Here is a 26312-nt window from a genome sequence, read left to right as displayed (position 1 = left end):
CGCCGCCCGTGGTAGCCGCCTCAGGCCAGGGTCGCCACCAGAACCGCCTTGATCGTGTGCATCCGATTCTCCGCCTCGTCGAAAACGACGGAGTGCGCCGACTCGAAGACCTCGTCCGTGACCTCCAGCGACTCCAGGCCGTGCCGCTCGAAGATCCCGCGCCCGACCTTCGTGCCCAGGTCATGGAAGGCCGGCAGGCAGTGGAGAAATTTCACGGCCGGGTTCCCGGTGGCCCGCAGCACGTCCATGGTCACGGCATACGGACCCAGCGCGGCGATCCGCTCGTCCCACACCTCCTTGGGTTCCCCCATGGAAACCCAGACGTCGGTGGCGACGAAGTCCGCCCCGAGGACGCCCTCGTCGACCTTCTCCGTGATCGTGATGCGGGCCCCGCTGGCCTCGGAGAGCTTGAGGGCCCGCTCGATGATCGCCTGGGCGGGCCAGTACGCCTGGGGGGCGACGATCCGCACGTCCATGCCGAGCAGCGCCCCCGTGATCAGGTACGAGTTGCCCATGTTGAAGCGGGCGTCGCCCAGGTAGGCGAAGGCGATCTCCTTCGGGGGCTTGCCGCTGTGCTCCGTCATCGTCAGCACGTCGGCCAGCATCTGCGTCGGGTGCCAGTCGTCGGTCAGACCGTTGAAGACGGGCACGCCCGCGTACGCCGCCAGCTCCTCCACGTTCGCCTGGCTGTCCCCGCGGTACTCGATCCCGTCGTACATCCGCCCCAGCACGCGCGCGGTGTCCTTCACGGACTCCTTGTGGCCGATCTGTGAGCCCGACGGGTCGAGGTACGTCGTCGAGGCGCCCTGGTCGGCGGCCGCGACCTCGAACGCGCAGCGCGTGCGCGTCGAGGTCTTCTCGAAGATCAGCGCGATGTTCCGGCCCCGCAGGTACTGCGCCTCGGCCCCGGCCTTCTTGGCGGCCTTCAGCTCGGCGGCCAGCTCGACCAGCCCCAGGAACTCCTGCCCGGTGAAGTCGAGCTCCTTGAGGAAGTGGCGGCCGGCGAGGGCGGTCGGGACAGTCGCCATGGGGGCGCTCCAGAGGTACGAGAACAAGGACTATGGAAGTCTATACGACCACTGGCATTTCTATACGGTCACACCTTCGGCCTATACGGCCTCGCGTTCGACCGGACAGCTCATGCACCGCGGCCCCCCTCTCCCCCGCCCCAGCTCGCTCCCCGGGATCTCGATCACCTCGATGCCCTGCTTGCGCAGATGTGTGTTGGTGGTGGAGTTCCGCTCGTAGGCGACGACCACACCCGGCTCGACCGCCAGCACGTTGCAGCCGTCGTCCCACTGCTCACGCTCGGCCGCGTGGACGTCCTGGGTCGCGGTCAGGACGCGGATCTCACTGAGGCCGAGCGCGGCGGCGATCGCGCGGTGCATGTGCTCCGGCGGATGGTCGGTGACCTTCAGCTCCTTGTCGCCGGCGCCCGGTTCGATGGTGTACGAGCGGAGCATGCCGAGCCCGGCGTACTGGGTGAAGACGTCGCCGTCGACCATCGTCATCACGGTGTCGAGATGCATGAGGGCGCGCCGCTTGGGCATGTCGAGGGCCACGATCGTCTGCGCCGACCCGGCGGCGAACAGCTTGTGGGCGAGCATCTCGACGGCCTGGGGCGTGGTCCGCTCACTCATCCCGATGAGCACGGCCCCGCTGCCGATCACCAGGACGTCCCCGCCCTCGATGGTGGAGGGGTAGTCGGCCTGCCCCTCGGACCAGACGTGGAACGTCTCGTCACGGAACAGCGGGTGATGCCGGTAGATCGCCTCGAAATGGACCGTCTCGCGCTGCCGGGCGGGCCAGCGCATGGCGTTGACGGAGACGCCGTCGTAGATCCAGGCGGAGGTGTCCCGGGTGAAGAGGTGATTGGGCAGGGGCGCGAGGAGGAAGTCGTCCAGCTCCATGACATGGAAGCGCACGGAGATCGGCTCGGGGTGCGCCTCCAGGAACTCCCGTTTGGTCATGCCCCCTATGAGGGCTTCGGCCAGTTCGGGCGAGGGCAGGCCCTCGAAGGCCGCACGGAGGTGGTCGGTGGCCAGCACCCCGTACTCCTTCTCGTCGAAGACCCTGTCCAGGACGAGCCTCCGGGCCGCCGGGATCTCCAGGGCCTCGGTGAGCAGGTCGCCGAACAGGTGGACGGTGACCCCGCGGTCGCGCAGTACGTCGGCGAACCCGTCGTGCTCGGCGCGCGCCCGGCGCACCCACAGCACGTCGTCGAAGAGCAGGGCGTCCTTGTTGCTGGGGGTGAGCCTTTTGAGCTCGAGATCGGGCCGGTGCAGGATGACGCGGCGCAGGCGCCCGGCCTCGGAGTCGACATGGAATCCCATGCCTCCATCCTGACCATCGCCGACCGGGTTCACCCCCCGCTTGACCGTTTCCATTCTCGTCCCCTTGACGACAAGCAAGCATCGCGTTTATCGTCTACATGACGAAAAGCGAGGGGGTCCCATGGCCGACATCACCCGGCGCCTCGGCTGGCGCCATCTGCGCGGCGCGCCCACGGCGCACATCCGCCACCACCGCGGCGGCAAGCTGCTGCACGACGGCCCCGGGCTCAGCTTCTGGTTCCGGGCGCTGACCGCCGCGCTGTCCGAAGTTCCGGTGGACGACCGGGAGTTGGCGATGACCTTCCATGCCCGTACGTCCGATTTCCAGGACGTGGCCGTCCAGGCGACGGTCACCTACCGGATCAGCGACCCCGCGGTGGCCGCGTCCCGCCTGGACTTCTCCGTCGACCCGGACACGGGCGCGTGGCGGGGCACCCCGCTGGAGCAGCTGGGCACGCTCCTGACCGAAACGGCCCAGCAGCACGCGCTGGACGTCCTGTCCCGTACGCCGCTGTCGGCGGCGCTGGTCGACGGCGTGACGGCGGTGCGGGAGCGGATCGCGGCGGGCCTGGCCGGCGAGCCGCGGCTCCCGTCGACGGGCATCGAGGTGGTCGCCGTACGCGTCATGGCGCTGCGCCCCGAGCCGGAGGTGGAGCGGGCGCTGCGCACCCCGGCCCGCGAGCAGATCCAGCAGGAGGCCGACCGGGCGACGTACGAGCGCCGGGCGGTGGCCGTCGAGCGGGAACGGGCGATCGCCGAGAACGAACTGGCCAGCCAGATCGAACTCGCCCGCCGCGAGGAGCAGTTGGTGGACCAGCGGGGCACCAACGCGCGGCGGGAGGCCGAGGAGCACGCGGCAGCCGACGCGGTCCGGGCCGAGGCGGAGGCGGCACGGACGGTACGGCTGGCCGAAGCCGAGGCGGCTCGTTCCGTACGGCTGGCCCGGGCGGAGGCCGAAGGGGCACGCGAGGTCGGTGAAGCACGGGCTCAGGCGCAGGCGGCCTGGCTGCGCGTGCACGGCGAAGTGGACGTGGCGACGCTGCACGCCCTCACCGGGACGCGGCTCGCGGAGAACCTGCCGCGGATCGACAGCGTGACGGTGTCGCCGGACGTGCTGACGGGGCTGCTCGCCAGGCTCGGTACGCAGGAGCAGGCGTGAGCCTCGCTCCCCGGGTCGTTCTCGTCCATCGCACCACGGAGTACGAGGAGTTGGTGGCCCGGCACGGCACGCACGGCCAGGCCGCCTTCTTCCTCGCCTCCCGGGGCCGGGACATCGCGGAGATCGCCGAACGCCACCACCGGACGCGCCACGCCCTGGCGGAGGTGACCTCGGCAATCCCCCTGACCTGGCGTCAGAGCCGGGTCGAGAGAGCCGACTTGGACCGGTTCCTGTTCGCCCCGGAGGACGTGGTGGTCGTGGTCGGGCAGGACGGACTGGTCGCAAATGTGGCCAAGTACCTCGCCGGGCAACCGGTGCTGGGCATCGACTCCGACCCCGGCCGCAACCCGGGTGTCCTCGTGCGCCACCACCCCGAGAACACCGGCCCGCTTCTCACCGCGGCGCAATCCGGAAGGGGCGCCTGCGACGAACTCACCATGGTCGAGGCCGTGGCCGACGACACACAGCGGCTCGTGGCGCTGAACGAGATCTACCTGGGCGCCGTCGGACACCAGACGGCCCGATACCGCCTGGGCCTGGAGGACGACGGGGGTGTCGTCGAGGCCCAGGCCTCGTCCGGGGTGCTGATCGGCACCGGGACGGGGGCGACCGGCTGGATCCGGTCGGTGTGGCAGGAGCGGGGAGAGCAGCTGCGGCTGCCCTCCCCGACGGAGGAGCGCCTGCTGTGGTACGTCCGCGAGGCCTGGCCGTCCCCGGCCACCGGTACGTCGCGGGTGGCCGGGGAACTCGCCGCCGCGTCCCGTCTCCACCTCACCGTCGAGTCCGAGCGGCTCGTCGCCTTCGGGGACGGGATGGAGACGGACGCGGTCGAGTTGACCTGGGGCCAGACGGTCCGGGTCGGCGTGTGCCGGGAGCGGCTGCGGCTGGTCGGCTGAAGCCGCTCCCTCGGTTCACAGCCGGGGGTCCACCGGTTCCGACTCCAGCGCCAGCACCCCGAACACGGCCTCGTGCACCCGCCACAGCGGCTCGCCCTCGGCCAGCCGGTCCAGGGCCTCGAGGCCCAGCGCGTACTCGCGGATGGCGAGGGACCGCTTGTGGTTGAGGAACCGCTGCCGCAGCCGCGCCAGGTTGTCCGGCCGCGTGTACTCGGGACCGTAGATGATCCGCAGGTACTCGCGCCCCCGGCACTTGATCCCGGGCTGGACCAGGCGCCCTTCCTCCCGGCGCACGACCGCACCGAGCGGCTTGACGACCATGCCCTCGCCGCCACGGCCCGTCATCTCCAGCCACCAGTCGACGCCGGCCTGCACCGACTCCGGGTCACCGGTGTCGACGTAGAGGCGCCGGGTCGTCTGCAGCAGGCCGGTGCTGTCGTGCTCCACCAGCCGGTCGAGGAGGGCGAGCTGCTCGTTGTGCGGGAGCGCGGCCAAACTGCGGCCCTGGGCGGCCAGGATCTGGAACGGTGCCAGGCGTACGCCGTCCAGGACGTCCGTGGTCCAGCAGTAGCGGCGGTACGCCTCCGTGAACGCGGCGGCGTCCGACGCCCGTCCGCGCTGGCGGGCGAGCAGGTCCGACACGTCGACGCCGCGCCCCGCTGCACCCTCCAGTGCGGCGAGCGCACCCGGGAACACGGCCCCGGAGGCGGCGCCGACCGCGGCGTACTGCGACCGCAGCAGACCCTGTGCCTTCAGCGACCACGGCATCAACTCGGCGTCGAGCAGCAGCCAGTCCGTCTCGAGGTCGTCCCAGAGACCGGCCTCGCCGATCGCCGTACGGAGCCGCTCCAGGATCGTCTCCGTCACGGACTCGTCGTCGAAGAACGGGCGACCGGTGCGGGTGTAGAGCGACCCGCTGGGACCGTCGACCCCGAACCTCTTGCGGGCGGCCTCCGCGTCCCGGCACACCAGCGCCACGGCCCGCGAGCCCATGTGCTTCTCCTCGCACACGACCCGCTCGACACCGTCCGCCGCGTACTGCGCGAAGGCCTCCGCCGGGTGCTCCAGGTAGCCCTCGATGTGACTGGTCGCCGTCGGTGCCATGGTCGGCGGGAGGTACGGCAGCAGGCGCGGGTCGACGGCGAAGCGGCTCATGACCTCCAGGGCCGCGGCCGCGTTCTCCTCACGGACCGACACCCGCCCGGCGTGCCGGGTCTCGACCACCCGGCGGCCGTGGACGTCGTTGAGGTCGAGCGGCCGTCCGTCGTGCCCGCCCGGTGCCTCCGTCCGCAGCGGCTTGGCCGGCTCGTACCAGACCTGCTCGGCCGGTACGTCGACCAGCTCCCGCTCCGGCCAGCGCAGCGCGGTCAGCTTGCCGCCGAAGACGGCACCGGTGTCCAGGCAGATGGTGTTGTTCAGCCAGGTGGCCTCCGGCACCGGGGTGTGGCCGTACACCACAGCCGCGCGGCCCCGGTAGTCCTCGGCCCACGGGTAGCGCACCGGCAGCCCGAACTCGTCGGTCTCCCCGGTGGTGTCGCCGTACAGCGCGTGCGAGCGCACCCGCCCCGACGTGCGACCGTGGTACTTCTCCGGCAGACCGGCGTGGCAGACCACGAGCCGGCCGCCGTCGAGGACGTAGTGGCTGACGAGCCCGTCGATGAACTCCCTCACCTCGGCGCGGAACTCCTCGCTCGCGCCCTCCATCTGCTCGATGGTCTCGGCGAGTCCGTGCGTGTGCTGGACCTTGCGGCCCTTGAGGTAGCGGCCGTACTTGTTCTCGTGGTTGCCCGGCACGCACAGCGCGTTGCCCGACTTCACCATCGACATCACGCGCCGCAGCACGCCGGGGCTGTCCGGGCCGCGGTCGACGAGGTCGCCGACGAAGACGGCGGTGCGGCCGTCCGGGTGCACACCGTCTGCGTACCCCAACTTGCCGAGCAGCGACTCCAGTTCGGAGGCGCAGCCGTGGATGTCGCCGACGATGTCGAACGGGCCGGTGAGGTGGGTGAGGTCGTTGAAGCGCTTCTCGGTGACGACGGACGCGCTCTCGACTTCGTCCACCCCTCGCAGGACGTGCACCTTGCGGAAGCCCTCGCGCTCCAGGTGCCGCAGGGACCGCCGGAGTTCGCGGGTGTGCCGCTGGATGACCCGGCGCGGCATGTCGGCCCGGTCGGTGCGGCCGGCGTTGCGCTCGGCGCACACGTCCTCCGGCACGTCGAGCACGATGGCTATCGGCAGCACGTCGTACTGCCTGGCCAGCTCGATCAGCTGCCGTCGGCTGTCCTGCTGCACGCTGGTGGCGTCGACGACCGTACGGCGGCCGGCCGCCAGGCGCTTGCCTGCGATGTAGTGCAGGACGTCGAAGGCGTCCCGGGTCGCGCTCTGGTCGTTCTCGTCGTCGGAGACGAGGCCGCGGCAGAAGTCGGAGGAGATGACCTCCGTCGGCTTGAAGTGCCGGCGGGCGAAGGTGGACTTGCCGGAGCCGGAGGCGCCGACGAGCACGACGAGGGAGAGGTCGGTGACGGGCAGGACCCGTCCCTTGGTCGCCTGGGTGGTCTCGCTCATGCCGCCTTCGCCTCCTTCTCGTCGTTCACACTGCTCTTCATGCCGGCTGTGCTGATTTCAAACAGGGCCATCTGGGTGGGCGGTCCCACCTCCGGGTCGTCCGGCCCGACCGGTACGAACTCCACGCCGTACCCGTGCCGTTCGGCCACCGCCGTGGCCCATGACCGGAACTCCTCGCGCGTCCACTCGAACCGGTGGTCGCCGTGCCGGACGTGGCCGGCCGGGAGGGATTCCCAGCGGACGTTGTACTCGACGTTCGGGGTGGTCACCAGAACCGTGCGCGGCCGGGCGGAGCCGAACACCGCGTACTCCAGGGCGGGCAGCCGCGGCAGGTCGAGGTGCTCGATGACCTCGCTGAGCACGGCGGCGTCGTAACCCTTGAGGCGGCTGTCGGTGTAGGCGAGGGAGCTCTGGAACAGCTGCACGCGCGACGCCTGCCGCTCCCCCATCCGGTCCAGCTTCAGCCGCCGTCCCGCGATGGTCAGCGCCCGCATCGACACGTCCACGCCGACGATCTCGGTGTACGCCGGGTCCTTGAGCAGCGCCTGCACCAACTGCCCCTGTCCGCAACCGAGATCGAGCACGCGCGCGGCACCGGACGCCTTGAGCGCGGCCATGATCGCGTCCCGGCGCTGCACGGCGAGCGGCGTCGGCTTCTCCTCGGCCTCGCTCTCCGCCCCGACGGCGTTGTCGATGTCCTCGACCTCGCTGTCGTCGGCCTCCGCGAGCCGGACCAGTTCCAGCCGCTCCATCGCCTGCCGGGTCAGCGACCAGCGGCGCGACAGATACCGGCTGGTGATCAGCTTCTGCTCCGGGTGTTCCGCCAGCCAGCCCTCACCGGCCCGCAGCAGCTTGTCGACCTCCTCGGAGGAGACCCAGTAGTGCTTGGCGTCGTCGAGGACAGGGAGCAGGACATAGAGGTGACGCAGGGCCTCGGCGAGGGTCAGCCCCTCCGACTCCAGCACGAGCCGCACGTAGCGTGAATCGCCCCACTCGGGGAACTGCACGTCCAGCGGCACGGGTTCGGCGGTCACCGCCCAGCCGAGCGGCTCGAACAGCCGCCGTACGAGCTCGGGACCGCCCCGGGCCGGAAGCGCGGGCACCTCGATCCGCAGCGGCCGCGGCTGAGCCGGCAGGTCCGGCCGGGCATGGCACACGCCCCGCATCGCGCTGGAGAACACACCGCTGAGCGCTACCGCGAGCAGCGAGGAGGCGGCGTACGGCCGGTCATTGACGTACTGCGCGAGCGCCGCGTCGGGCGCGCCACCCCGCCCCTTGCCCTTGCCGCGCCGGACCAATGCCACCGCGTCGACCTCCAACAGCAGCGCCGCCGTGCAGCGCTCGGCGTCGGCCTCCGGGTAGAGGACGTGCGCCTTGCCGTAGGAGGTGGAGAACGCCTGCGCCTTCTCGGGATGCTTGTGCAACAGGAAGCCGAGATCGGTGGCGGGGCGTTCTGGGGTGCCGGTGGCAGTGATGGTCAGGAACACGGTGGGTTGGCCTTTGGATAGGGTCTGAGCTGCGCATGTGCGCCGCCCATACAACGTACAGAGCGCACGCCGTAACCACCCGGGTTTTTCGCCCCGCCCGTTCCCGCCCGCTCCCAGGGGTGTGCAGCGGGAACCCACGACGGCCCCCGGAAGCCCTGCTCCCCGGGGGCCGCGAAGAGATCGAACAGCTCAGACAGTTCAGGGCACAACCGGCACTACGACAGCTGCGACTGCACCTGGGAGGAGATGAGCTCCAGGTGGTCCAGGTCGTCCAGGTCGAGGACCTGGAGGTAGATCCGCCGGGAGCCGATCTCCTGGTACCGGCCGATCTTGTCGACGACCTCCTGCGGAGACCCGGCGAGCCCGTTGACCTTGAGCTCGTCGACTTCCCGCCCGATCGCGGCGGCACGACGGGCGACCTCCTGCTCGTCCTTGCCCACGCACACCACAAGGGCGTTGGAGTAGACGAGGTCGTCACCCTTGCGCCCGGCGTCCTCGGCTGCGGCGCGCACTCGCCCGAACTGCCGCTCACTGTCCTCGACCGAGGCGAACGGCATGTTGAACTCGTCGGCGTACTTGCCGGCCAGCCGCGGAGTACGGGTGGCCCCGTGCCCGCCGATCAGAACCGGAATCCTGTCCTGGGCGGGCTTGGGCAGGGCAGGCGAATCGGTGAGGTCGTAGAAGCTGCCGTGGAAGTCGAAGGTCGCACCGGCCTGGGTCGCCCACAGCCCCGTGACGATGGCGAGCTGTTCCTCCAGCCGCGCGAACTTCTCCTTCGGGAACGGGATGCCGTACGCCTTGTGCTCCTCCTCGAACCAGCCGGCCCCGAGGCCGAGTTCGACGCGGCCGCCGGACATCTGGTCGACCTGGGCGACCTGGATGGCGAGCACGCCGGGCAGCCGGAAGGTGCCGGCGGTCATCAGGGTGCCGAGGCGAATGCGCTTGGTCTCACGTGCGAGACCGGCAAGTGTGATCCAGGCGTCGGTGGGCCCGGGCAGGCCGTCCCCGGAGCCCATCTTCAGATAGTGGTCGGACCGGAAGAACGCGTCGAAGCCGAGGTCCTCGGTGGCCTTCGCCACGGTGAGGAGGGTGTCGTAGGTGGCCCCCTGCTGGGGCTCGGTGAAGATGCGAAGATCCATGACTCCATCCTGCATGCCGAGGCACCCGTCAACCGTGCGGGTCCCCCTGCCCCCCGCCTCCCCGGTCGGGTGAATTCCGTCAACGCCGGAACCGCCCCCTGCCCGGGCCAGTGACCGCCCCTCACAGTGATCGTTGGCTCGATCGGAGCCGGACCGCCCGGCCCTCGCGCCGGCCCCTGACGGCCGGAGCGTCACCGTGTCGGCCCACTGCCACTGGGGGCCGGAGGCCCGAGGAGGCCGTCATGTCCGAGGAATTCGCGCCACAGCAGACCACCAGCGGCGCCGGCCAACCGAAGGGTCTGCTGCAGCAGATGGAGGAGCTGATGGCGGCCCTGAACGCGGACCTCTCGGCCCTGGACGCGGACCTGCAGTCGACCGGACCCCAGCGACGGGACGACGACGCCGGCTGACCCCCGCCCCGCCAGGGGGCTGCGCCCCCTGGACCCCCATCGGCCTGAACGGCCTCGTCCTCAAACTCCCCCAGAGGGGGCACCCCCGGACGGGCTGAAATGCCTGGACCGGCATTCGAAAGTGACTGGCAGAGCGACCGTGGTGATGGCGTACCCCCGCGGCGCCGCACCCGCGTACGGCGGCAAGGGGACGTGCCGGGGGGGGTGTCCGCCCGCAGTGGCCGGCGTCAACACGCAGTACCTCTTGGCCTAAGGCGACCGCCGGTCCGAGGACGGACACCCCCCGGCACGGCCCCGACCCACGACGAAACAGTCGGCGCTACGCGAACCCCCACCACACAGCAACAGGCCGCCGCAGGCATCGACGCGGCACCCCCACCCACCAGCCACAGACCGCCGCAGGCACCCCCGCCCCACCCGCCGGAGGCAACCGCCCTACCCCGCCGCAGGCAACCCCTCCTCCCGATCCGCAAGCCTGCGCAGCATCTCCCGCACCCGATCCCGAGACTCATCCGCCGCGTCGATCGCCTCCATGCACTGCCAGTACGTCGTCTCGTCATCCGCCGCGCTGGCCATACCCACCAGAGCGATCCCCACCTCACCCAACAGGCTGCCCAGATGCATCAGCGCCGGCCGCGCATCACCCAACTCCGTCAGCTGGGCGGCGCGTAAGGCACCCTCCGCAAGGTCCGGCACATCCAGCACCCCGCACCCACGCCCGGCCAGCTCGGTCAACCCCAGCGCCTCGCCCCGCAGTTCAGGTGGCCCGAACACCGCAAGCCGGCTACCGATCGCCTGAGCCAGGGCCTGCGCCTGCCACACCTCGGTCAAGATCTCCGGCGCGCCCTCGCTCCCCGCCAGCGCCCGCCTGCTAGTCACGATCAGCCGCACCGCGTCCATACGCAGTCCCCGTCTGTCCCGACGCGCTGCCCACGCGCCGCCCGAACTCCCTTGTCCACTACCCAGAGTGAAGGGCCTTGAGACGAAAAGCCAGAGGAAGACGGAAATCTGCGGACAACTTTTCGGCTACAGCCAAACAAACGGACACGCAGAGTGAAAGCGGACCAAGCCGCTCCCCACTCCTACGGCGCCGGAAACCTCCGCACCCCTAGGGCGCCGGAAACCTCCGCTCGTTCCGATCGATCTTCGCGTCCAGCGCCGCCAGCAGATCGATCCCGAGCACCTCGCACAGCTGCAACAGATAGGCCAGCACGTCCGCCACCTCGTCGGTCACCCGCCCGGCGGTCTCCGCGTCGTCCATGACCCGAGCCGACTCCTCAGGCGTCAACCACTGGAAGATCTCGACGAGTTCGGACGCCTCCACGCTGAGCGCGGCGACGAGGTTCTTCGGCGTGTGATACGGCTGCCAGTCGCGCGCGGCAGCGAACTCGGCCAGCCTGCGCTGCAGCTTGGCCACATCGAGAGGTTCGGTCACGGCTCCAGATGTACCACCGTCACGCCTCCCACCCCAGCCGACCCCGGCGTGGCAGCCGCCCCCACCGGCCCCGCACCCTCCACCACGCTCGCCACGTCACTCACGGCCCCCACCACCCGAATATGCCCCCGCTCACACATCCGCGCAGCAAGCCCCACCAGCTCCCCCCGCTGCACCTGATCCAGCCCCCGATCGAACCCATCAAGCACCACACTCAACGTCTGCATCGCCGCAGGCACCTCCACCACCGGATCGACCTCCAGCACCCCGGGCCCGGTCAGCAGCACCAACGACAGCGCGAGGTACCGCAGCTCACCGTCCCCCAACCGCCCGAGCTCCGTCCGCACCCCGTCCCCCCGGTCGAGCACCCCGCGCACCGTGCCGTCCCCCAGCACCTCGGCGACCACATCCGCCACCGCCCCGGCACACCCCGCCCGCACCGCGCCCACGAGCTGCGCATGCCGCCGCGTGCACTCGGCGCGAGTCCTCCACAGCACGTCGGCGAGGTTGTCGCAGCCCCCGAGCAGCCGCCCTGAACCGACCGGCACAGGTCCCCGCATCCGATCGGGCCGGGGATCGCAGGCGAAGACCGACCGCAGGGCCACGACCATCTGCTCGGCGGCCGCCAGCACCCGCCGCTGCCCCTCCGTCCTCCCGGCCACCCGCAGCGGCAACAGCGCCGTACCGAGCCGGTCGTCGGGCAGCGGCGCCCGTGTCACCGGCGACTGACCGGCCGTATGCCAGGCGGCCTGCACACAACGCCGGCTCGGATCCCGCAGGGCCGTCTCCAGCAGGACGACCCCGCCCGCGCTCAACCGCTCCCCCACGATCCGCAGTTCGGGCTCGGCCTGCACGGCGACGTCGAGTCGAACCGGCCCCTCGGGACCGTCGGCGGTACAGCCGATCCGGAAGCCCCGCCGTCGCTGCACATCGGGCCGGGCCCGCTCGGGCACGCAGGCCACCGGATCGGGGAACACCTCCCCGGCCTCGGCACCCGCACCGAGCCGAGCCAGCGCCTCGTAGGCCCGCAACGCGGTCGTCTTCCCGCACCCGCTCGGCCCGGCCAGGAGCGTGAACGCCCCGAGCGGAAGCACGACCCGCCGATGCCCGGCGAAGGCGGAAAGCCGCAGCTCGGTGACATGAGGGCGCCCGGGACACGCACCGTCCGCGCCACTCACCCGCCGCCCCCGAGAGGGCACGGACACAAGACCGGAAACAGACGACAGGGATGACGCAGAGGACCCAGACATGCCCGGACCGTAGGCCCGCTACCGCCAGGCGAACCGTTCCACCCCGGCACCCTTCCTACGATCGAGCGACGCCCCCGAGCCCGCTGCCAGACCTCAGACCCCAGATCTCAGACCCCAGTGCCAGGCTCCACGCCCCAGCCCCCCAGCCCCCAGCCCCCCGACCCGCAGGCCCGCGCCCCTCTACGTACCGGGAACCCCCGCCCCCTCCATCAACCCACTGACCTCGGTCCCGGGCGGCGTCAGCAGAAACACATTCCGGTCCACCCGATGCATCCCGCTCCCCAGCCCGAAGACGACCCCGGTGCTGAAGTCCAGCACCCGCTTGGCCACGTCGGTCTCGGCCCCCGTCAGATCCAGCAGCACCGGAATCCCCGCCATCAGCGTCTCGGCGACCTCGCGGGCGTCCGCGAACACATTGACCCGCAGGACGACGAACCGGCGACGCGGTTCCGTCTCCGCCTCCGGAAGCACCCGGTGGTCCACCGCGGACGGCCAGGCGTCTCGGCCGCGCAACGGCACGACCTGGGCGAGCCCCTCCCACTGTTCATCGGTGACGTCGTGGCTGTTCACCGGCTCCCCCCGCCTTGACTCGCCTTCAATGCCTGCACCAGCCAATTCTTACGCCAAGTCACCCGTTCGGCCCAACACCGACACGGTCCGCGAGCCCCTCGCACGCATCCCGACTCCTCCCGGACCCGGCCCCTCACAGCTCGTCCCGGCCTCCTGTGTGGCCTACGTAACTCCTCATGATCAAGGAATGTGACATCGACGTAACGGGCAATTCGTACGCTCCAGACACGACCTCGAACGCCGGAGAAGGGCAGCACGTGACCGAGACCACCTCCACGACTCAGGTCCGGACGGTCTGCACGTACTGCGGGGTGGGCTGCGGGGTCCTGCTGGACGTCGGTATGGGGCCGGACGGACGGCGTACGGTCCTGAAGGCCTCCGGCGACAAGGCGCACCCGGCGAACGCGGGCCGGCTGTGCACCAAGGGCGCGACCACGGCCGAGATGCTCGCCGCGCCCGGGCGGCTGACCACGGCGCTGGTCAGGGGCGACCGGGGCGAGGAGCCGGTGCCCTCACCGATCGCCGACGCGATCTCCGAGACCGCCCGGCGGCTCCGCGCGATCGTCGACGAGCACGGGCCGGACGCGGTCGCCTTCTACGTCTCCGGGCAGATGAGCATGGAGGCCCAGTACCTGGCGAACAAGCTGGCCAAGGGGTTCGTGCGGACGAACCAGATCGAGTCGAACTCCCGGCTGTGCATGGCCAGCGCGGGCATGGGCTACAAGCTGTCCCTCGGCGCCGACGGGCCGCCCGGGTCGTACGAGGACTTCGACAAGGCGGACACCTTCCTGGTCATCGGCTCGAACATGGCCGACTGCCACCCCATCCTCTTCCTGCGCATGATGGAGCGGGTCAAGGCGGGCGCCCGCCTCATCGTCGTCGACCCTCGGCGCACCGCCACCGCCGCCAAGGCCGACCTCTACCTCCAGATCAGGCCGGGCACCGACCTCGCCCTCCTCAACGGCCTGATGCACCTGATCGTCGAGAACGGCCACACCGACCCCGGCTTCATCGCCGCGCACACCGACGGCTGGGAGGACATGCCCGCCTTCCTCGCCGACTACCCGCCGGCCACCGTCGCCGAGATCACCGGAATCGCCGAGGACGACCTCCGTACCGCAGCCCGGCTGATCGGCGAGGCGGGCGAGTGGATGAGCTGCTGGACGATGGGCCTGAACCAGTCCACGCATGGCACCTGGAACACGAACGCCCTGGTCAACCTGCATCTCGCCACCGGCGCCATCTGCCGTCCGGGGTCCGGCCCGTTCTCCCTCACCGGCCAGCCCAACGCCATGGGCGGCCGCGAGATGGGCTACATGGGGCCGGGGCTGCCCGGCCAGCGGTCCGTCCTCGTCGACTCCGAGCGGGACTTCGTCGAGGAGCTGTGGGAGCTGCCGCCGGGCACCCTGCGCGCCGACGGGGTCGGCAAGGGGACCGTCGAGATGTTCCGGAAGATGGCCGACGGGGAGATCAAGGCCTGCTGGATCATCTGCACCAATCCCGTCGCCTCCGTAGCCAATCGCCGTACCGTCATCGAGGGGCTTGAGGCCGCCGAGTTCGTCGTCACGCAGGACGTCTTCACCGACACCGAGACCAACGCGTACGCGGACGTCGTGCTGCCCGGCGCCATGTGGACCGAGGGCGAGGGTGTCTTCGTCAACAGCGAGCGCAATCTGACCCTGACCCGGCCGGTCGCCGACCCGCCCGGCGAGGCGACGGCGGACTGGCGGATCATCGCGGCCGTCGCCTGCGCGATGGGGTACGAGAAGGGGTTCTCGTACGGCAGTGCCGAGGACGTCTTCGAGGAGATACGGCGGGCCTGGAACCCGGTGACCGGCTGGGATCTGCGCGGCGTGACGTACGAGCGGCTGCGGACCACGCCCGTGCAATGGCCGGCCGCCGACCTGGACGGGTCCCACCGCAATCCGATCCGGTACGTCGACCCGGACGGCGGGCTGCGGTTCCCCACCGCGAGCGGACGAGCCGCGTTCCACGCCCGGCCGCACATGCCGGCCGCCGAGATGCCGGACGACGACTACCCCTTCGTACTGAACACCGGGCGCGTACAGCACCAGTGGCACACCCTGACCAAGACGGGCAAGGTCGCCAAGCTCAACAAGCTGAACCCGGGGCCGTTCGTGGAGCTGCATCCGCGGGACGCGCGCGAGTTGGGGATCGCGGACGGGGACCCGGTGGAGGTCGCCTCGCGGCGTGGGCGGGCCGTGCTGCCGGCGGTGGTGACCGAACGGGTGCGGCCGGGGTGCTGTTTCGCGCCGTTCCACTGGAACGACCTGTTCGGGGAGTATCTGAGCGTCAACGCGGTGACGAGCGACGCGGTGGACCCGATCTCCTTCCAGCCGGAGTTCAAGGTGTGTGCCGTCTCCCTGACCCGGGTCGCGGCTCCCACGGCTGCTCCCGTTCCGGCGGAGCCGGTCGGGCAGGCGCTGACGCCGACAGCCGTCACCCCTGGCACATCCGCCACCGTGGGCTCCTTCGGCCCCTTCGGTCTGGAACCCGCGCCGCCTCCCGTCCTGTCCGCACAGGAGCGCCTGTACCTCACGGGGTTCCTCGCCGGCCTCGACTCCGGCGGGCCGGGCGTCCCCGTGCTCCCGCCGGACGCGCCCTTCAGCCCCGAGCACGCGCTGTGGGTCAACGGCGTTCTCGCCGGCATGTACTCCCGCACGGCGGCGGCACCGAGTACGCCGCGGGGCCGCGAGGTCGTCGTGCTGTGGGCCTCACAGACCGGGAACGCCGAGGAGTTCGCCACCGCCACCGCCGAGCGACTGGGCGCGGCCGGGCACCGGACCACGCTGGTCGGCATGGACGAGGCCGATGTCCACGCCCTCGACCGCACGGCCGACCTGCTCTTCATCACCAGCACGTTCGGCGACGGCGACGCTCCCGACAACGGGGCCGGCCTCTGGGACACGCTGTCCGACGACGAGGCTCCACGGCTGGACGGGGTGCGGTACGCCGTGCTCGCCTTCGGGGACTCGTCGTACGACGACTTCTGCGGACACGGGCGCCGGCTGGACACCCGGCTGGGCGAGCTGGGCGCGGTGGCCCTGGCCCCCCGCACGGACTGCGAATCGGACTACGAGCCGTCCGCCGGCGCGTGGCTCGACCAGGTCCTCACGGCGCTGGCCGGCTCGGACGCCCCCGCCGTCGAGAAACCGAAGGCCGAGCCGAGCGCCAAGCCGAACGCCAGGTCCAAGCCCGCCCCCACCACCGCCCGTCTGGTCGGCAACCAGCTGCTCAGCCGACCCGGCGGCGGCAAGGAGGTGCGGCGCTTCACCTTCGACACGAGCGGCACCTCGCTGACCTACGAGGCGGGCGACGCGCTCGGCGTGCGGCCGGTGAACTCGCCCGCGCTGGTGGAGGAGTGGCTGGCCGTGACCGGGGTGGACGGCTCAGCGACCGTACACGTGGACGGCGTTGGCGAAGCGTCCTTCGCCGAGGCCCTGCACCGGCACCTCGACATCACGAGGATCACCCCGGACCTGCTCCGCTTCGTCACCGAACGCGTCCGTGACGACCGGGGGTTGCGGCGGCTGCTGCGGCCCGACAACAAGGACGGTCTGGCGCAGTGGAGTTGGGGACGGCAGGCCGTGGACGTCATCGCCGAGCACCCGGTGCGGGCGGACGCGGAGGAGTGGGCCGGGGTGCTCAGGAAGCTCCAGCCGCGCCTGTACTCCATATCGTCCAGCCCCCTCGTCGACCCGCACCGCGTCTCACTCACCGTCTCCGTCGTCCGGTACGAGAACCTGCACGGCCGACCTCGCGGCGGTGTCTGCTCGCCGTTCCTCGCCGACGCCGAGCAGGACACCGAGGTGCCGGTCTTCGTGCAGTCGTCCCCGCACTTCCGCCCACCCGCGGACGCCTCCACGCCGATGGTGATGGTCGGCCCGGGCACCGGCGTCGCGCCCTTCGTCGGCTTCCTCCAGGAGCGGCGCGCGCTCGGGCACAGGGCGCCCAACTGGCTGTTCTTCGGCGAGCAGCACCGGGAGACCGACTTCTACTACGAGGACGAGCTCACCGCGCTGCTCGCCGAGGGCACCCTCGCCCGCCTCGACACGGCGTTCTCCCGCGACCAGCGCAACAAGGTGTACGTCCAGGACCGGATGCGCGAACACGGCCCCGAGCTGTGGCGCCGGCTGCAGGACGGCGCCCACTTCTACGTCTGCGGCGACGCCTCGCGCATGGCCAAGGACGTGGACCGGGCCCTGAGGGACATCGCGGTCGCGCACGGCGGCCTGGAGGAGGCCGAGGCGTCGGCGTACGTGAAGCAGCTGGCGGCGGCGAAGCGGTACGTCCGGGACGTGTACTGAGCCACGTCCGGGACGTGTATACCGCAGACGCCGGCGAGCGCCGACGTCAGGCTGCTGCCGTCCGCGTGAAGCGGAGCGTGGTGGCGATCGTCGTGAGGCCGCGCATCATGCCGAGCTGGTTCCAGCTCATGCCGAAGTGCTCGCGGTCGACGGTGAATTCGGCGTCCAGGGTGAGCGAGCGGTCCTCGGCGCCGACGAGGCGACCGGTGAAGGAACTGGGCCGGCTGATGCCGCGCACGGTGAGCTGACCGACCACGTGCACGCCGTCGCCGTCGCGGAGCTCGGCGCTGTGGACCGCGAAGGTGATCTCGGGGTGGTGGGCGGCATCGAGGAAGTCGGCCGAGCGCAGGTGCTCGTCGCGCTTGGCGTTGCGGGTGTCCAGGGAGGCGGCGTCCAGGGTGATCGTGCCGACGGCGGAGCCGTCGGGCCGCACCTCACCGTTGCCGGTGACGGCGCCGAAGGCGCCCTTCACGGTGACCAGGCCCCAGAACGTCCTGTGCCGGACGGCGACGGTGGAGGTGGTGCTGTCGAGCTGCCAGGTTCCGGTTTCGACGGCGACGGTCATGATCTCTCACTCCTGATCATCGGGACTCGGCACGAATCCGTAGTTCAAATTTGGATGACCTCACGCTAGCCGATACTCCAAAATTGAACAACAGCTACACTCGAATCCATGGCCGACATCCCCGACTGCCCCTCCGCCTCCGGCGACGGACTCCTGCCCGCCGAGCTGCACGCCTGGATGCTGATGCTGGCCGCGACGGGGGCCGTCGAGCAGGAGCTGCGCTCCGTCGTCAAGGAGCGACTGGACGTCTCGCACGACGAGTTCCTGGTTCTGTGCCTGCTCGCCGCGGACCCCGGCCAGGCCCTGCGCATGACGCGGATCGCCGAGCTCCTGGGCCGCCCCAAGACTCGGCTCACCTACCAGATCGCCTGCCTCCAGCACGCCGGCCTCGTCACCCGCAAGTCGGTGTGCGGCGACAAGCGGGGCGTCGAGGTTGCCCTCACCGAGAAGGCACGGGGTCTGCTCAAGGAGGCCTCCGGGGTCCTCGCCGAGACGGTCAAGGAGGCGCTGGCGCGGTTCATGGGTCCCACCCAGCGCGAGGCGATGTGCGCGCTGATGCCCGACTTCGCGGCGGAGGCGACGCCGGAGTAGCCCCGGGCGGTCGCCGAGTCGTCGCGGGTGCGGTTGCCGAACGTTCCTCAGAGGGCCGGCGTCATAGCGGTAACCGCCTTCGAAGGGACTGCCGCCATGACCGCCGTATCCCGGCCCACCCGTGCCGTGTTCAGTGCCTCACTGATCGGAGGGCTGCTCTGCGCGGTCGTCGCGTGCGGCGCCGAGACGGCGAAGAGCACGTCGGCCCACAGCCGGACCACCTGGCAGGAGCCCGCCGCCTACACGTACACGCTCCGCTCCGGCGAGGGGGAACGGACCCTGATCGGCACCTTCCGGATAACCGTCCGCGACGGTGCCGTGGTCAAGGCGGTCGGCCTGGACGACAGCGGGCGACGCGTGGCGCAGGACATCCCCGACGCGGTGCCCACCATGGGGGAACTCCTGGAGGAACTGGAGCAGGCACGGCGCGACGACGCGGACGTGGCCGAGGCGGAGTACGCCGCCGACGGGCACCCGGTGCGGATCTCGCTGGACTGGGGGAAGAACACGGTCGACGACGAGGCGCTGTATGTCATCAGCGCCTACCGGCCGATCGGCGACCAGGGGGACGGTCGGTCCTACTAGGCCGGCTGGCCCATCGCCATGAGCGCCGCCACCCGGCTGAGGGACATGGTCGAGGCACGGAACCGACACGGAGCCGACCACCGATCGACCTCGCCGAACGCGACGCCCTGCCCGCTCCGCAGGCTGGGCCCCCTGTGCACCAGGAGAGACCTCATGCGAGCAACACTCATGTACGGCGCCGGCGACGTCCGCGTCGAGAACGTCCCGGACCCGGAGCTCCAGAGCCCCACCGACGCCGTCGTACGCGTCACGGCCTCCTGCATCTGCGGCAGCGACCTGTGGCCGTATGGCCAGATGCCGACCACGCCTCAGGGCCGCCGTATGGGACACGAGTTCCTCGGCGTGGTCGAGGACGTCGGCGCGGAGGTGTCCGGGTTCAAGCGCGGGGACGTGGTCGTGGCGCCCTTCGTGTGGGCCGACAACACCTGCGACTTCTGCCGTGCCGGGCTGCAGACCTCCTGCCGCCACGGCGGCCAGTGGGGCCTGGACGGCGTCGACGGCGGTCAGGGCGAGGCCGTGCGTGTGCCGCAGGCGCAGGGCACGCTGGTGAAGCTGCCGGTCGCCGAGGACTCGACGCTGCTGCCCTCCCTGCTCACGCTCTCCGACGTGTACTGCACCGGCCACCACGGCGTGGTGACGGCGCGGGTCGGACCAGGGAAGTCGGTGACGGTGATCGGCGACGGGGCGGTCGGCCTCGGCGCCGTCCTGGCCGCGAAGCGGCTCGGCGCCGAGCAGATCATTCTGATGGGCCGCCACCAGGACCGCACGGACCTCGGCCGCGAGTTCGGCGCCACCGACGTCGTCGCCGAGCGCGGCGACGAAGGCATCGAGCGGGTGCGGGAGTTGACCGGCGGCGACGGCACGCACGCGGTCGTGGAGGCCGTCGGCGCCGAGCAGTCGATGCACACCGCCCTCGGCATCGTCCGCGACGGCGGCGCCATCAGCCGCCTCGGGGTGGCCCAGTACACGGACGTGCCGCTCGGGATGGACACGATCATGAGGAACATCACCGTGACCGGTGGCGTCGCTCCCGCCCGCGCCTACATCGAGGAACTTCTGCCGGACGTGCTGGACGGCACGGTCGAGCCTGGTCGCGTGTTCGACCACACCATCGGCGTCGACGCGGTGCCGGACGGCTACCGGGCGATGGCCGACCGCAGCGCGCTCAAGGTCCTGATCCGGCCCTGAGGCGGGCCTCCGCGCAGCGGCGGATCCGGGTGGCGGGGTGGGCGGGGTGGGCGGGATTCCGCCACGACCGGCCCTCCCTGGCCCAGCGGACCCGACTCCTCGCCGCGTAACAGGCATTCCGGACCCGAGCGTTGAGGCGCAGCAGTGCTCACCGAGGGGTGTCAGGAGACGTCGTCACGGCGTGGCGCGACATGGAAGTCGAACCCGAGCGTCCCGGGATCAACGGCTGTCGCCCCGCCATCGACGGTAAGCACGGCGCCATTGACATACGACGCTGCCGGGGACAGCAGCCAGCCGATCGCCTCCGCAACCTCACGCGGCTCGCCGGGCCGGCCCAGGGGCAGTACTCGGGTCACCTCCTCATAGGCGTTCGCCACGTCGTCTCCCGGAAGGTCCGCTTCCGCGGCGAAGCGCGCCATGCGCCGGTCGGCCATCTCGCTCCTTACCCAGCTCGGACACACGATGTTGGCCCGCACGCCCTGACGCCCGTAGTCGACGGCGACGGAACGGCAAAGCTGGAGCAAGGCTGCCTTGGACGTGGCGTACGGGACGTTGCTCGTGCCGTTGCGCAGCGCGGACACCGAAGCGACGGCGACCACCGCGCCGCGCGCCTCCAGCAAGTGCGGGATCGCTGCGCGCAGGAGCAGCAGCGGGCCGGTGACGTTGGTGCGCATCACCTCGTCCCAGTCTTCCAACGACAAGTCGCCCACGGTCCCACCGCGCCCGATGCCCGCATTGAGCACAAGCCCGTCGAGTCGTCCATACGCAGCCAGGGCCGCTCGGACGAGACCGTCGGCGGCTTCGGGGTCCCCCACATCGGACGGATACGCGAGTGCCCCTGTCTCCCGTTCGAGCCGCCGCAACGGCTCGCTCCTCCGCCCGGAGAGGACCACATGGTGACCTCCCTCGCGCAGCAGGCGCACGGTGGCCTCCCCGATGCCCGTACCGCCACCGGTCACGACCACAACTCTCTTGTCCGTCACTGCTGTTCCGGCTCCTTCAGGATCACGACTTTGACCCGAGCCTAGAACCCACCGATCCGCTACTGACCACTCGCGTGGGTTTATGGCGGTCAGGAGCCCTTGGCCGCCGGCACCAGAATCGCCACGCACTCCACATGATGCGTCATCGGAATCATGTCAGGATCGGAGAACGAGAGAGAATCTGCAGGTCAGGCACCCATTTTTCGGCTCGCTGAACGGGCTTTCAGGGGTCCGCTCAGCTGCCAGCCCACCGGCAGCCCGCCCAACTCGAACGGGTGGGCCGCGAGAATCCACTCCGCGCCGCACAGCCCGTCAGGGACTGGGTCAGCCGGCCAGTCGGGCGAGGGCCAGTGCGTGCGCTTGGGCGAGGGAGTCAGCGGCAGCGCAAGAGATGTCCGGCTGCACACCGGTACCCTCCCAGTTCGTGCCGGAGACGGGGTTGATGGCGCGGCCGACGGGAACGGTGACTTCCAGGTGTGGGTGCACCGTCCAGCCGTTGCACGGGTGTGCGCCGCCGCGGGTGGGCTCGCCGACGACTACGGCGCGGCCGAGTTGTTGGAGGTCGTACGCCAGCTCTTCGGCGGCAGAGAAGGTGCTGTCGCTGGACAGCACATACAACGGCTTGCTGCCGCCGAAGCGCGCGCCGGGTACGTGCGGCAGGCTCCAGGACTGCTCGCTGCGCTCGCTGCCGCGCCAGTACATGGTGTTGAGGTGGGTGCGCTCGTCGAGTAGGTAGCTGCAGACGAAGGCGACCGTGTCCGGGTCGCCGCCCCGGTTGGCGCGAAGGTCCACGATCAGCGCCTGGGCGCGGGAGGCCAGGGTGAGCGCGGCGCTCAGCGGTTCGGCGGCCCACTCCAGCGGAAACAGCATCGGTGCCAGCTCCACCACGGCGACCCCTCCGTCGAGCAACTGCACCCGGGGCGCACCGCCCAGCGAGGTGTCGAAGTCCCGGCGCATGGCGTCCCGGGTGGCCGCCCCCTGCTTCGGGGAGACCGGGTCGGCGTGGTGCTTCAGTCTCAGGTGTCGGTCGCCGTTGACGGACTGCAGGTCCGCGGTGACCAGCCGGGCGAGCTCCTCGGCGTCGTCGACGTCGTAGGCGCCCTCGTCGAGGCGTCGTTGCAGCAGGCCGGCGAGCTGCTCGGCTATCTCTGCGAAAACGTAGTGCTCGGTCAGCAGCCGGGCTGTCTCGTCGATGACAGGGGCCGGCGCAAGCTTCGTTGGAGTCGTCATGGCAGGGAGTAGAGCACTGCCCTTGCGAAAGCGTCAAAGAGTTTAGACACTTTCGGTATGCGCGATCAGCCTCCCTATCTGCCGCCCCCTGAGGACGTCCTGGAGATCGGTGCGCCTGAGCAGTTCGCCGCGCTCTCCCACCCGTTGCGCCAGCGGTTGCTCTTCGCACTGGGCCACCGGCCTGCCACCACCAGCCAGCTTGCGGCGCAACTCGACGCAAAGAAGGGCAACGTGGCCCACCACCTCAAAGTGCTCCGCGAAGCCGGGCTGGTCCACATCGCCGAGACCCGCCAGGTCCGCGGCGGCACCGAGCAGTACTACCAGCGCACGGCCCGTCACATGGTCGTCGCCGAACCTCAAGCGGCAGGCACCGCCGCGATGCTCGCCGCAGTTGCCCAGGAGCTGGACCGCTCCCCCGCCGAGACCCACCTGACACTGCGCCACCTGCGTCTCAGCCCCGCGAAGGCGGGAGAACTCGGCGAGACCCTTGCCCAACTGGTCGACGAGGCCGAGGAAGACGCAGAGGACGAGCCCGTGCACGGTGTGTTGGTGGCGCTCTATCAGCAGGCTCTGCCGACCAGTGCCACCAGTTCCGCCTAGCGGCACCAACCTCACGAGACAGCACACCTGGCTGACTCGAGACGAGCCGCACCCATTGACATCCAACCCAGTCGCCCCAGATCAGCGCGCTGCACGCGACTATCTTCGATGTCGAAGGACAACTGCTGATCCGACGATGCGGTCCGCATCCACACCCGTGAGCCGTCCACCGGTCAAGGTCGTGTGCCGCGACGGCTCGACCACGTACGCCGAGGCCGTCCGCCGCGCACTGCCCGACGCGGTACAGGTCGCCGGCCCCGCGCCCAATCCACCCTGTGACGCTGGCCCCAGGTGCACGGCCTGCTTGCTTCGCACAGCCCCGGCCCCGACCGCCTCGGCCGACCGTCCGTCCGTCAGGTCACCGCCTGGCTGACCCGCCACTCCGACCGGCTCACCCAGGACGACAAGCTCCGCGGACTGCGGTGAGTCCTGGCCTGCTCATGCTGGTGTCACCGAGCAGCCTCCCAGGCCGTCCACAACCCGGCGTACACACCGCCGGCATCAACCAGCTCTCCGTGGGTCCCGGTCTCGATGATCCGGCCGCGCTCCATCACCATGATCCGGTCGCATGTTGCCGCTTGGGAGAGACGGTGCGCGACTACGACTGCGGTGCGCCCGGCGAGGACGGCATCAGCAGCGCGGTCGAGCTGTCCGGCGTAGGCGGAGCCGGCCTCGGCGGTCGCTTCGTCAAGGATCACCAGATCAGCGTCGGTGAGCAGCAGGCGGGCGAGGGCGAGTTGCTGCGCCTGTGCGTCGGTGAGCGGGTGTCCGCCGACACCCAGCAGGGTGTCCAAGCGGTCGGGGAGAACATCGAGGATCGATGCGGCCCCGGTGGCTTCCAGCGCTGCATGGAGGTCGCGGTCGGTAGCGCCGGGCGCGGCGAGGGTGAGGTTGTCGCGCAGGGTGCCCGCGAAGACGTGGACCTCCTGGGTGATCATCGCGGTACGGCTGGGGCGGGTCACCCTCCCGGCCTCGGGCAGGTGGGTGCCGGCGACCACGCCGGCGAGCGTGGTCTTGCCTGCCCCGGACACGCCGACGACGGCCACGCGCTGGCCGGGCGGGATGTCGAGGGTGATGTCGTCGAGCACCCGTGGCCCCTCGCCGTAGCGGAAGGACACCTCGTCGAGCCGTACGGCGGTGCGCGCGGCCTGCGCCGGGACATCCGACGAGCCGCACGGAATCGTGACGACCCCGATCATGCGGCTCATCGATGCGAGGGCGGACTGCAGGGTGTCGATGACCAGAAGCAGTTGGTTGACCGGTCCGAGCAGGCGTAGCACGAGCAGCATGGCGGTGGTGGCGCCGCCGACGGTCGATGCGTCGTGGTCGATGAGGACGAAGCCGACGACGAGTACGGCGGCCAGGCTCAGGCACTCCCCGAGGTTGAGCCGGGCATTGAGCATGCTCAGCACGGTGCGTGCGCGCAGCGACTGCCGCGCGACGCGCCAGGAGTCCGTCATCACGGCCCGGTGCCGCTGCTCGGCGAGCCCGAAACCGAGCACGGTGGCATAGCCGCGCTGGGACTCGAGGATCTGCTGGGCACGCGCGCTCATCGCTGTGCGCTCGGCGCGGTAGACCCCCAGCCCGATGCGCAGGTACCACCGCACGGCCAGCACGTAGACCGGCAGCACGACGGCGAAGGCGGCCGCGTAGGGCCATTCCAGTGCCGCGAGCCCGCCCAGCGACACGACGATGGTGAAGGTGGTGACGGTGAGCACCGGGATGACGGCGGGGGCGGCGTCTGCGACCGCGGTGACGTCGTCGCTGGACCGCGAGATCAGGTCGCCGGTGCCGACGCGCTCGACGAGGTGCTGTGGGAGCGTCATCGCGCGGCCCACGAGCTGCTCGCGCAGCGCGGCGAGGATGGAGTGGTAGACGCGGGTGGCGAGCACGATCGTCAGCGCGGTGCCCATAGCCCCGAGGACTGCCGAGAGCACCATGACGGCCGTGACCGTCAGCACGGTGGCGAGGTCCGCGGTCCCGTCCTGCACGCGGTCGACGAGGAATCCGATCGCCACGGAAACGGTCAGGTCGACACCGGTGCTGACGATTCCCAGCACCCCGGTCGCGGCGAGCCGGAGCCGGTAGCCGCGGCTGAACCGCCACACCTCCCTGACCGTCTCGCGGCCGCTCGCGACCGGCAGGCCGGGCAGCACGGCATCGGGAGCCGTGGTCTCGGCCACGGCGGAGGTGCCGTTCACAGCGCCGTCCTTGAGAGTGCGGGTACGTCGTCAGGCAGCTCGACGACGCGGTCGCAGGCGGCGAGCAGCGCCGGGGCCGAGGCGATCAGCAGCGTCGAGCGGCCTGCCCGGGCACCGCGCAGCCGGCCTGCGATCGTGTGCTCGGTGACCGAGTCGACCGCGGTGGTCGGGTCGTGCAGTACGAGCACCGGCGCGTCGCTCGCCAGGGCGCGGGCGAGCGCGACCCGTTGGCGCTGGCCGCCCGAGAGCCGGTTGCCGCCCTCGCCGACCGGGACGTCGAGGTCGGCCGCGAAGTCGTCGCAAGCGGCGGCCCGCACCGCGGCGTCGGCCCGCTCGGGCGCGCCCGCGGTCGCGGCGACGTTGTCGCGGAGGGTGCCGCTGAACAGCGTGGCGCGGTGCGGCGCGACGGTGACCCGGGAGCGGTACTCGACCGGGGACAGCTCCCGCGCCGCGATCCCGTCGAGCCGCGCCTCGACGCCACCTTCGGTCCACGGGTCCAGCAGCGCCTCGACGACACGGGCGGCGGTCCGGTCGTCGGCGCGCAAGCCCACCAGCTCGCCGGGCTCGACCCGGATCGTGGGGGGGGGGGCCGCGGGGGCCGGCCGCGCCGAGCGCAACCGAAGCCGCAACGGGGTCGCCCGGCCCGGGGCCGGGGGCCGGGCGCGCGGCGGGGGCCCGCGCCCCGCCCCGCCCCCCGCCGCCCCCCCCCCCCCCCCCCCCAGTTCGCGGTTGTTGGAGGGGAGCAGCGACAGGAGGTAGCGGACCTCTTCGAGGCAGGTGCGTTCGTCGTCGTAGAC

23 protein-coding genes are annotated in these 26312 nt (G+C 71.1%); 9 read left to right on the top strand and 14 right to left on the bottom strand.

Going from position 1 to position 26312, the window contains the following annotated elements:
• Positions 1-20: 20 nt before the first annotated feature.
• Positions 21-1028: an ornithine carbamoyltransferase gene (gene argF / locus ACWGDB_RS15085; protein WP_453822842.1), complete on the bottom strand. Its 1008-nt coding sequence runs from the start codon at positions 1026-1028 to the stop codon at positions 21-23.
• Between the two features lie 81 nt (positions 1029-1109).
• Positions 1110-2333 (bottom strand): arginine deiminase, encoded by a 1224-nt coding sequence (locus ACWGDB_RS15080; RefSeq protein WP_453822841.1) that lies wholly within the window; start codon positions 2331-2333, stop codon positions 1110-1112.
• 121 nt (positions 2334-2454) lie between these two features.
• Here ACWGDB_RS15080 and ACWGDB_RS15075 point away from each other — a divergent pair, with 121 nt between their 5' ends.
• Together ACWGDB_RS15075 and ACWGDB_RS15070 are read left to right on the top strand one after the other, a co-directional pair.
• Positions 2455-3492 carry an SPFH domain-containing protein gene (locus ACWGDB_RS15075; RefSeq protein ID WP_453822840.1) on the top strand — a complete coding sequence of 346 codons (1038 nt, stop codon included), beginning with the start codon at positions 2455-2457 and terminating at the stop codon, positions 3490-3492.
• Positions 3489-4388 carry a hypothetical protein gene (locus ACWGDB_RS15070; RefSeq protein WP_453822839.1) on the top strand — a complete coding sequence of 300 codons (900 nt, stop codon included), beginning with the start codon at positions 3489-3491 and terminating at the stop codon, positions 4386-4388. Before ACWGDB_RS15075 ends, ACWGDB_RS15070 begins: the two co-directional genes overlap by 4 nt.
• Positions 4389-4403: 15 nt before the next feature.
• Here the strand turns inward: ACWGDB_RS15070 and ACWGDB_RS15065 are convergent, their stop codons facing one another.
• The 3 genes from ACWGDB_RS15065 to ACWGDB_RS15055 all read right to left on the bottom strand — a co-directional run bounded on the left by ACWGDB_RS15065 (position 4404) and on the right by ACWGDB_RS15055 (position 9579).
• Positions 4404-6953 (bottom strand): polynucleotide kinase-phosphatase, encoded by a 2550-nt coding sequence (locus ACWGDB_RS15065; protein ID WP_453822838.1) that lies wholly within the window; start codon positions 6951-6953, stop codon positions 4404-4406.
• Positions 6950-8440, bottom strand: a complete 1491-nt coding sequence (locus ACWGDB_RS15060) for a 3' terminal RNA ribose 2'-O-methyltransferase Hen1 (RefSeq protein ID WP_453822837.1) — start codon at positions 8438-8440, stop codon at positions 6950-6952. The genes ACWGDB_RS15065 and ACWGDB_RS15060 overlap by 4 nt, the downstream gene beginning before the upstream one ends.
• Before the next feature lie 215 nt (positions 8441-8655).
• Entirely contained in the window at positions 8656-9579 is a 924-nt protein-coding gene (locus tag ACWGDB_RS15055) for an LLM class F420-dependent oxidoreductase (RefSeq protein WP_383604577.1), read from the bottom strand.
• A gap of 242 nt (positions 9580-9821) precedes the next feature.
• Here ACWGDB_RS15055 and ACWGDB_RS15050 point away from each other — a divergent pair, with 242 nt between their 5' ends.
• Positions 9822-9989, top strand: a complete 168-nt coding sequence (locus tag ACWGDB_RS15050; protein ID WP_453822836.1) for a hypothetical protein — start codon at positions 9822-9824, stop codon at positions 9987-9989.
• Positions 9990-10424: 435 nt separating this feature from the next.
• Here the strand turns inward: ACWGDB_RS15050 and ACWGDB_RS15045 are convergent, their stop codons facing one another.
• From ACWGDB_RS15045 to ACWGDB_RS15030, 4 genes are all read right to left on the bottom strand, one after another.
• A complete protein-coding gene (locus ACWGDB_RS15045; protein ID WP_453822835.1) occupies positions 10425-10889 on the bottom strand; it encodes a DUF6099 family protein in 465 nt (154 codons plus the stop codon).
• 208 nt (positions 10890-11097) lie between these two features.
• On the bottom strand, positions 11098-11424 hold the full coding sequence (locus ACWGDB_RS15040; protein ID WP_453822834.1) for a nucleotide pyrophosphohydrolase: 327 nt from the start codon (positions 11422-11424) through the stop codon (positions 11098-11100).
• Positions 11421-12674, bottom strand: coding sequence for an AAA family ATPase (locus tag ACWGDB_RS15035; protein ID WP_453822833.1), 1254 nt, complete (start codon positions 12672-12674; stop codon positions 11421-11423). The genes ACWGDB_RS15040 and ACWGDB_RS15035 overlap by 4 nt, the downstream gene beginning before the upstream one ends.
• A gap of 180 nt (positions 12675-12854) precedes the next feature.
• Complete coding sequence (locus tag ACWGDB_RS15030) at positions 12855-13244, bottom strand: cell division protein SepF (RefSeq protein ID WP_389450712.1); 390 nt, start codon at positions 13242-13244, stop codon at positions 12855-12857.
• Positions 13245-13501: 257 nt separating this feature from the next.
• Between ACWGDB_RS15030 and ACWGDB_RS15025 the strand changes: the two genes are divergently transcribed.
• A complete protein-coding gene (locus ACWGDB_RS15025; protein WP_453822832.1) occupies positions 13502-17572 on the top strand; it encodes a molybdopterin-dependent oxidoreductase in 4071 nt (1356 codons plus the stop codon).
• A gap of 46 nt (positions 17573-17618) precedes the next feature.
• Here ACWGDB_RS15025 and ACWGDB_RS15020 read toward each other — a convergent pair whose 3' ends face one another.
• Positions 17619-18137, bottom strand: a complete 519-nt coding sequence (locus ACWGDB_RS15020; protein ID WP_453822831.1) for a YceI family protein — start codon at positions 18135-18137, stop codon at positions 17619-17621.
• Positions 18138-18245: 108 nt separating this feature from the next.
• Between ACWGDB_RS15020 and ACWGDB_RS15015 the strand changes: the two genes are divergently transcribed.
• From ACWGDB_RS15015 to ACWGDB_RS15005, 3 genes are all read left to right on the top strand, one after another.
• Positions 18246-18728: a MarR family winged helix-turn-helix transcriptional regulator gene (locus ACWGDB_RS15015; protein ID WP_427839529.1), complete on the top strand. Its 483-nt coding sequence runs from the start codon at positions 18246-18248 to the stop codon at positions 18726-18728.
• Between the two features lie 96 nt (positions 18729-18824).
• Positions 18825-19313 (top strand): DUF6174 domain-containing protein, encoded by a 489-nt coding sequence (locus ACWGDB_RS15010; RefSeq protein ID WP_453822830.1) that lies wholly within the window; start codon positions 18825-18827, stop codon positions 19311-19313.
• Between the two features lie 153 nt (positions 19314-19466).
• Positions 19467-20501, top strand: a complete 1035-nt coding sequence (locus tag ACWGDB_RS15005; RefSeq protein ID WP_453822829.1) for a zinc-binding dehydrogenase — start codon at positions 19467-19469, stop codon at positions 20499-20501.
• A 161-nt stretch (positions 20502-20662) separates the two neighbouring features.
• Here ACWGDB_RS15005 and ACWGDB_RS15000 read toward each other — a convergent pair whose 3' ends face one another.
• Both ACWGDB_RS15000 and ACWGDB_RS14995 read right to left on the bottom strand, forming a co-directional pair.
• Positions 20663-21484: an SDR family NAD(P)-dependent oxidoreductase gene (locus ACWGDB_RS15000; protein WP_453822828.1), complete on the bottom strand. Its 822-nt coding sequence runs from the start codon at positions 21482-21484 to the stop codon at positions 20663-20665.
• Positions 21485-21808: 324 nt separating this feature from the next.
• Positions 21809-22714: a S41 family peptidase gene (locus tag ACWGDB_RS14995; protein ID WP_453822827.1), complete on the bottom strand. Its 906-nt coding sequence runs from the start codon at positions 22712-22714 to the stop codon at positions 21809-21811.
• A gap of 57 nt (positions 22715-22771) precedes the next feature.
• Between ACWGDB_RS14995 and ACWGDB_RS14990 the strand changes: the two genes are divergently transcribed.
• Both ACWGDB_RS14990 and ACWGDB_RS14985 read left to right on the top strand, forming a co-directional pair.
• Entirely contained in the window at positions 22772-23314 is a 543-nt protein-coding gene (locus ACWGDB_RS14990) for an ArsR/SmtB family transcription factor (RefSeq protein WP_453822826.1), read from the top strand.
• A 291-nt stretch (positions 23315-23605) separates the two neighbouring features.
• The gene (locus tag ACWGDB_RS14985) at positions 23606-23740 is read left to right on the top strand and encodes a hypothetical protein (RefSeq protein ID WP_453823037.1); all 135 of its coding nucleotides are present in this window, start codon (positions 23606-23608) and stop codon (positions 23738-23740) included.
• Positions 23741-23763: 23 nt separating this feature from the next.
• Here ACWGDB_RS14985 and ACWGDB_RS14980 read toward each other — a convergent pair whose 3' ends face one another.
• Together ACWGDB_RS14980 and ACWGDB_RS14975 are read right to left on the bottom strand one after the other, a co-directional pair.
• Positions 23764-25515 (bottom strand): ABC transporter ATP-binding protein, encoded by a 1752-nt coding sequence (locus ACWGDB_RS14980; RefSeq protein ID WP_453822825.1) that lies wholly within the window; start codon positions 25513-25515, stop codon positions 23764-23766.
• Positions 25512-26060 carry an ATP-binding cassette domain-containing protein gene (locus ACWGDB_RS14975; protein WP_453822824.1) on the bottom strand — a complete coding sequence of 183 codons (549 nt, stop codon included), beginning with the start codon at positions 26058-26060 and terminating at the stop codon, positions 25512-25514. The genes ACWGDB_RS14980 and ACWGDB_RS14975 overlap by 4 nt, the downstream gene beginning before the upstream one ends.
• Positions 26061-26312 lie beyond the last annotated feature (252 nt).

Source organism: Streptomyces sp. NPDC055013 (genome assembly GCF_053608645.1).
The sequence above is the reverse complement of the archived record's forward strand: the minus strand, read 5'-3'. Positions and strand labels throughout refer to the sequence as shown.

Bases quoted from the DNA above. Each gene is read 5' to 3' on its own strand.
- argF (WP_453822842.1), bottom strand. From the start codon at position 1,028: ATGGCGACTGTCCCGACCGCCCTCGCCGGCCGCCACTTCCTCAAGGAG.
- ACWGDB_RS15080 (WP_453822841.1), bottom strand. From the start codon at position 2,333: ATGGGATTCCATGTCGACTCCGAGGCCGGGCGCCTGCGCCGCGTCATC.
- ACWGDB_RS15075 (WP_453822840.1), top strand. From the start codon at position 2,455: ATGGCCGACATCACCCGGCGCCTCGGCTGGCGCCATCTGCGCGGCGCG.
- ACWGDB_RS15065 (WP_453822838.1), bottom strand. From the start codon at position 6,953: ATGAGCGAGACCACCCAGGCGACCAAGGGACGGGTCCTGCCCGTCACC.
- ACWGDB_RS15055 (WP_383604577.1), bottom strand. From the start codon at position 9,579: ATGGATCTTCGCATCTTCACCGAGCCCCAGCAGGGGGCCACCTACGAC.
- ACWGDB_RS15050 (WP_453822836.1), top strand. From the start codon at position 9,822: ATGTCCGAGGAATTCGCGCCACAGCAGACCACCAGCGGCGCCGGCCAA.
- ACWGDB_RS15045 (WP_453822835.1), bottom strand. From the start codon at position 10,889: ATGGACGCGGTGCGGCTGATCGTGACTAGCAGGCGGGCGCTGGCGGGG.
- ACWGDB_RS15035 (WP_453822833.1), bottom strand. From the start codon at position 12,674: ATGTCTGGGTCCTCTGCGTCATCCCTGTCGTCTGTTTCCGGTCTTGTG.
- ACWGDB_RS15020 (WP_453822831.1), bottom strand. From the start codon at position 18,137: ATGACCGTCGCCGTCGAAACCGGAACCTGGCAGCTCGACAGCACCACC.
- ACWGDB_RS15015 (WP_427839529.1), top strand. From the start codon at position 18,246: ATGGCCGACATCCCCGACTGCCCCTCCGCCTCCGGCGACGGACTCCTG.
- ACWGDB_RS15010 (WP_453822830.1), top strand. From the start codon at position 18,825: ATGACCGCCGTATCCCGGCCCACCCGTGCCGTGTTCAGTGCCTCACTG.
- ACWGDB_RS15005 (WP_453822829.1), top strand. From the start codon at position 19,467: ATGCGAGCAACACTCATGTACGGCGCCGGCGACGTCCGCGTCGAGAAC.
- ACWGDB_RS14995 (WP_453822827.1), bottom strand. From the start codon at position 22,714: ATGACGACTCCAACGAAGCTTGCGCCGGCCCCTGTCATCGACGAGACA.
- ACWGDB_RS14990 (WP_453822826.1), top strand. From the start codon at position 22,772: ATGCGCGATCAGCCTCCCTATCTGCCGCCCCCTGAGGACGTCCTGGAG.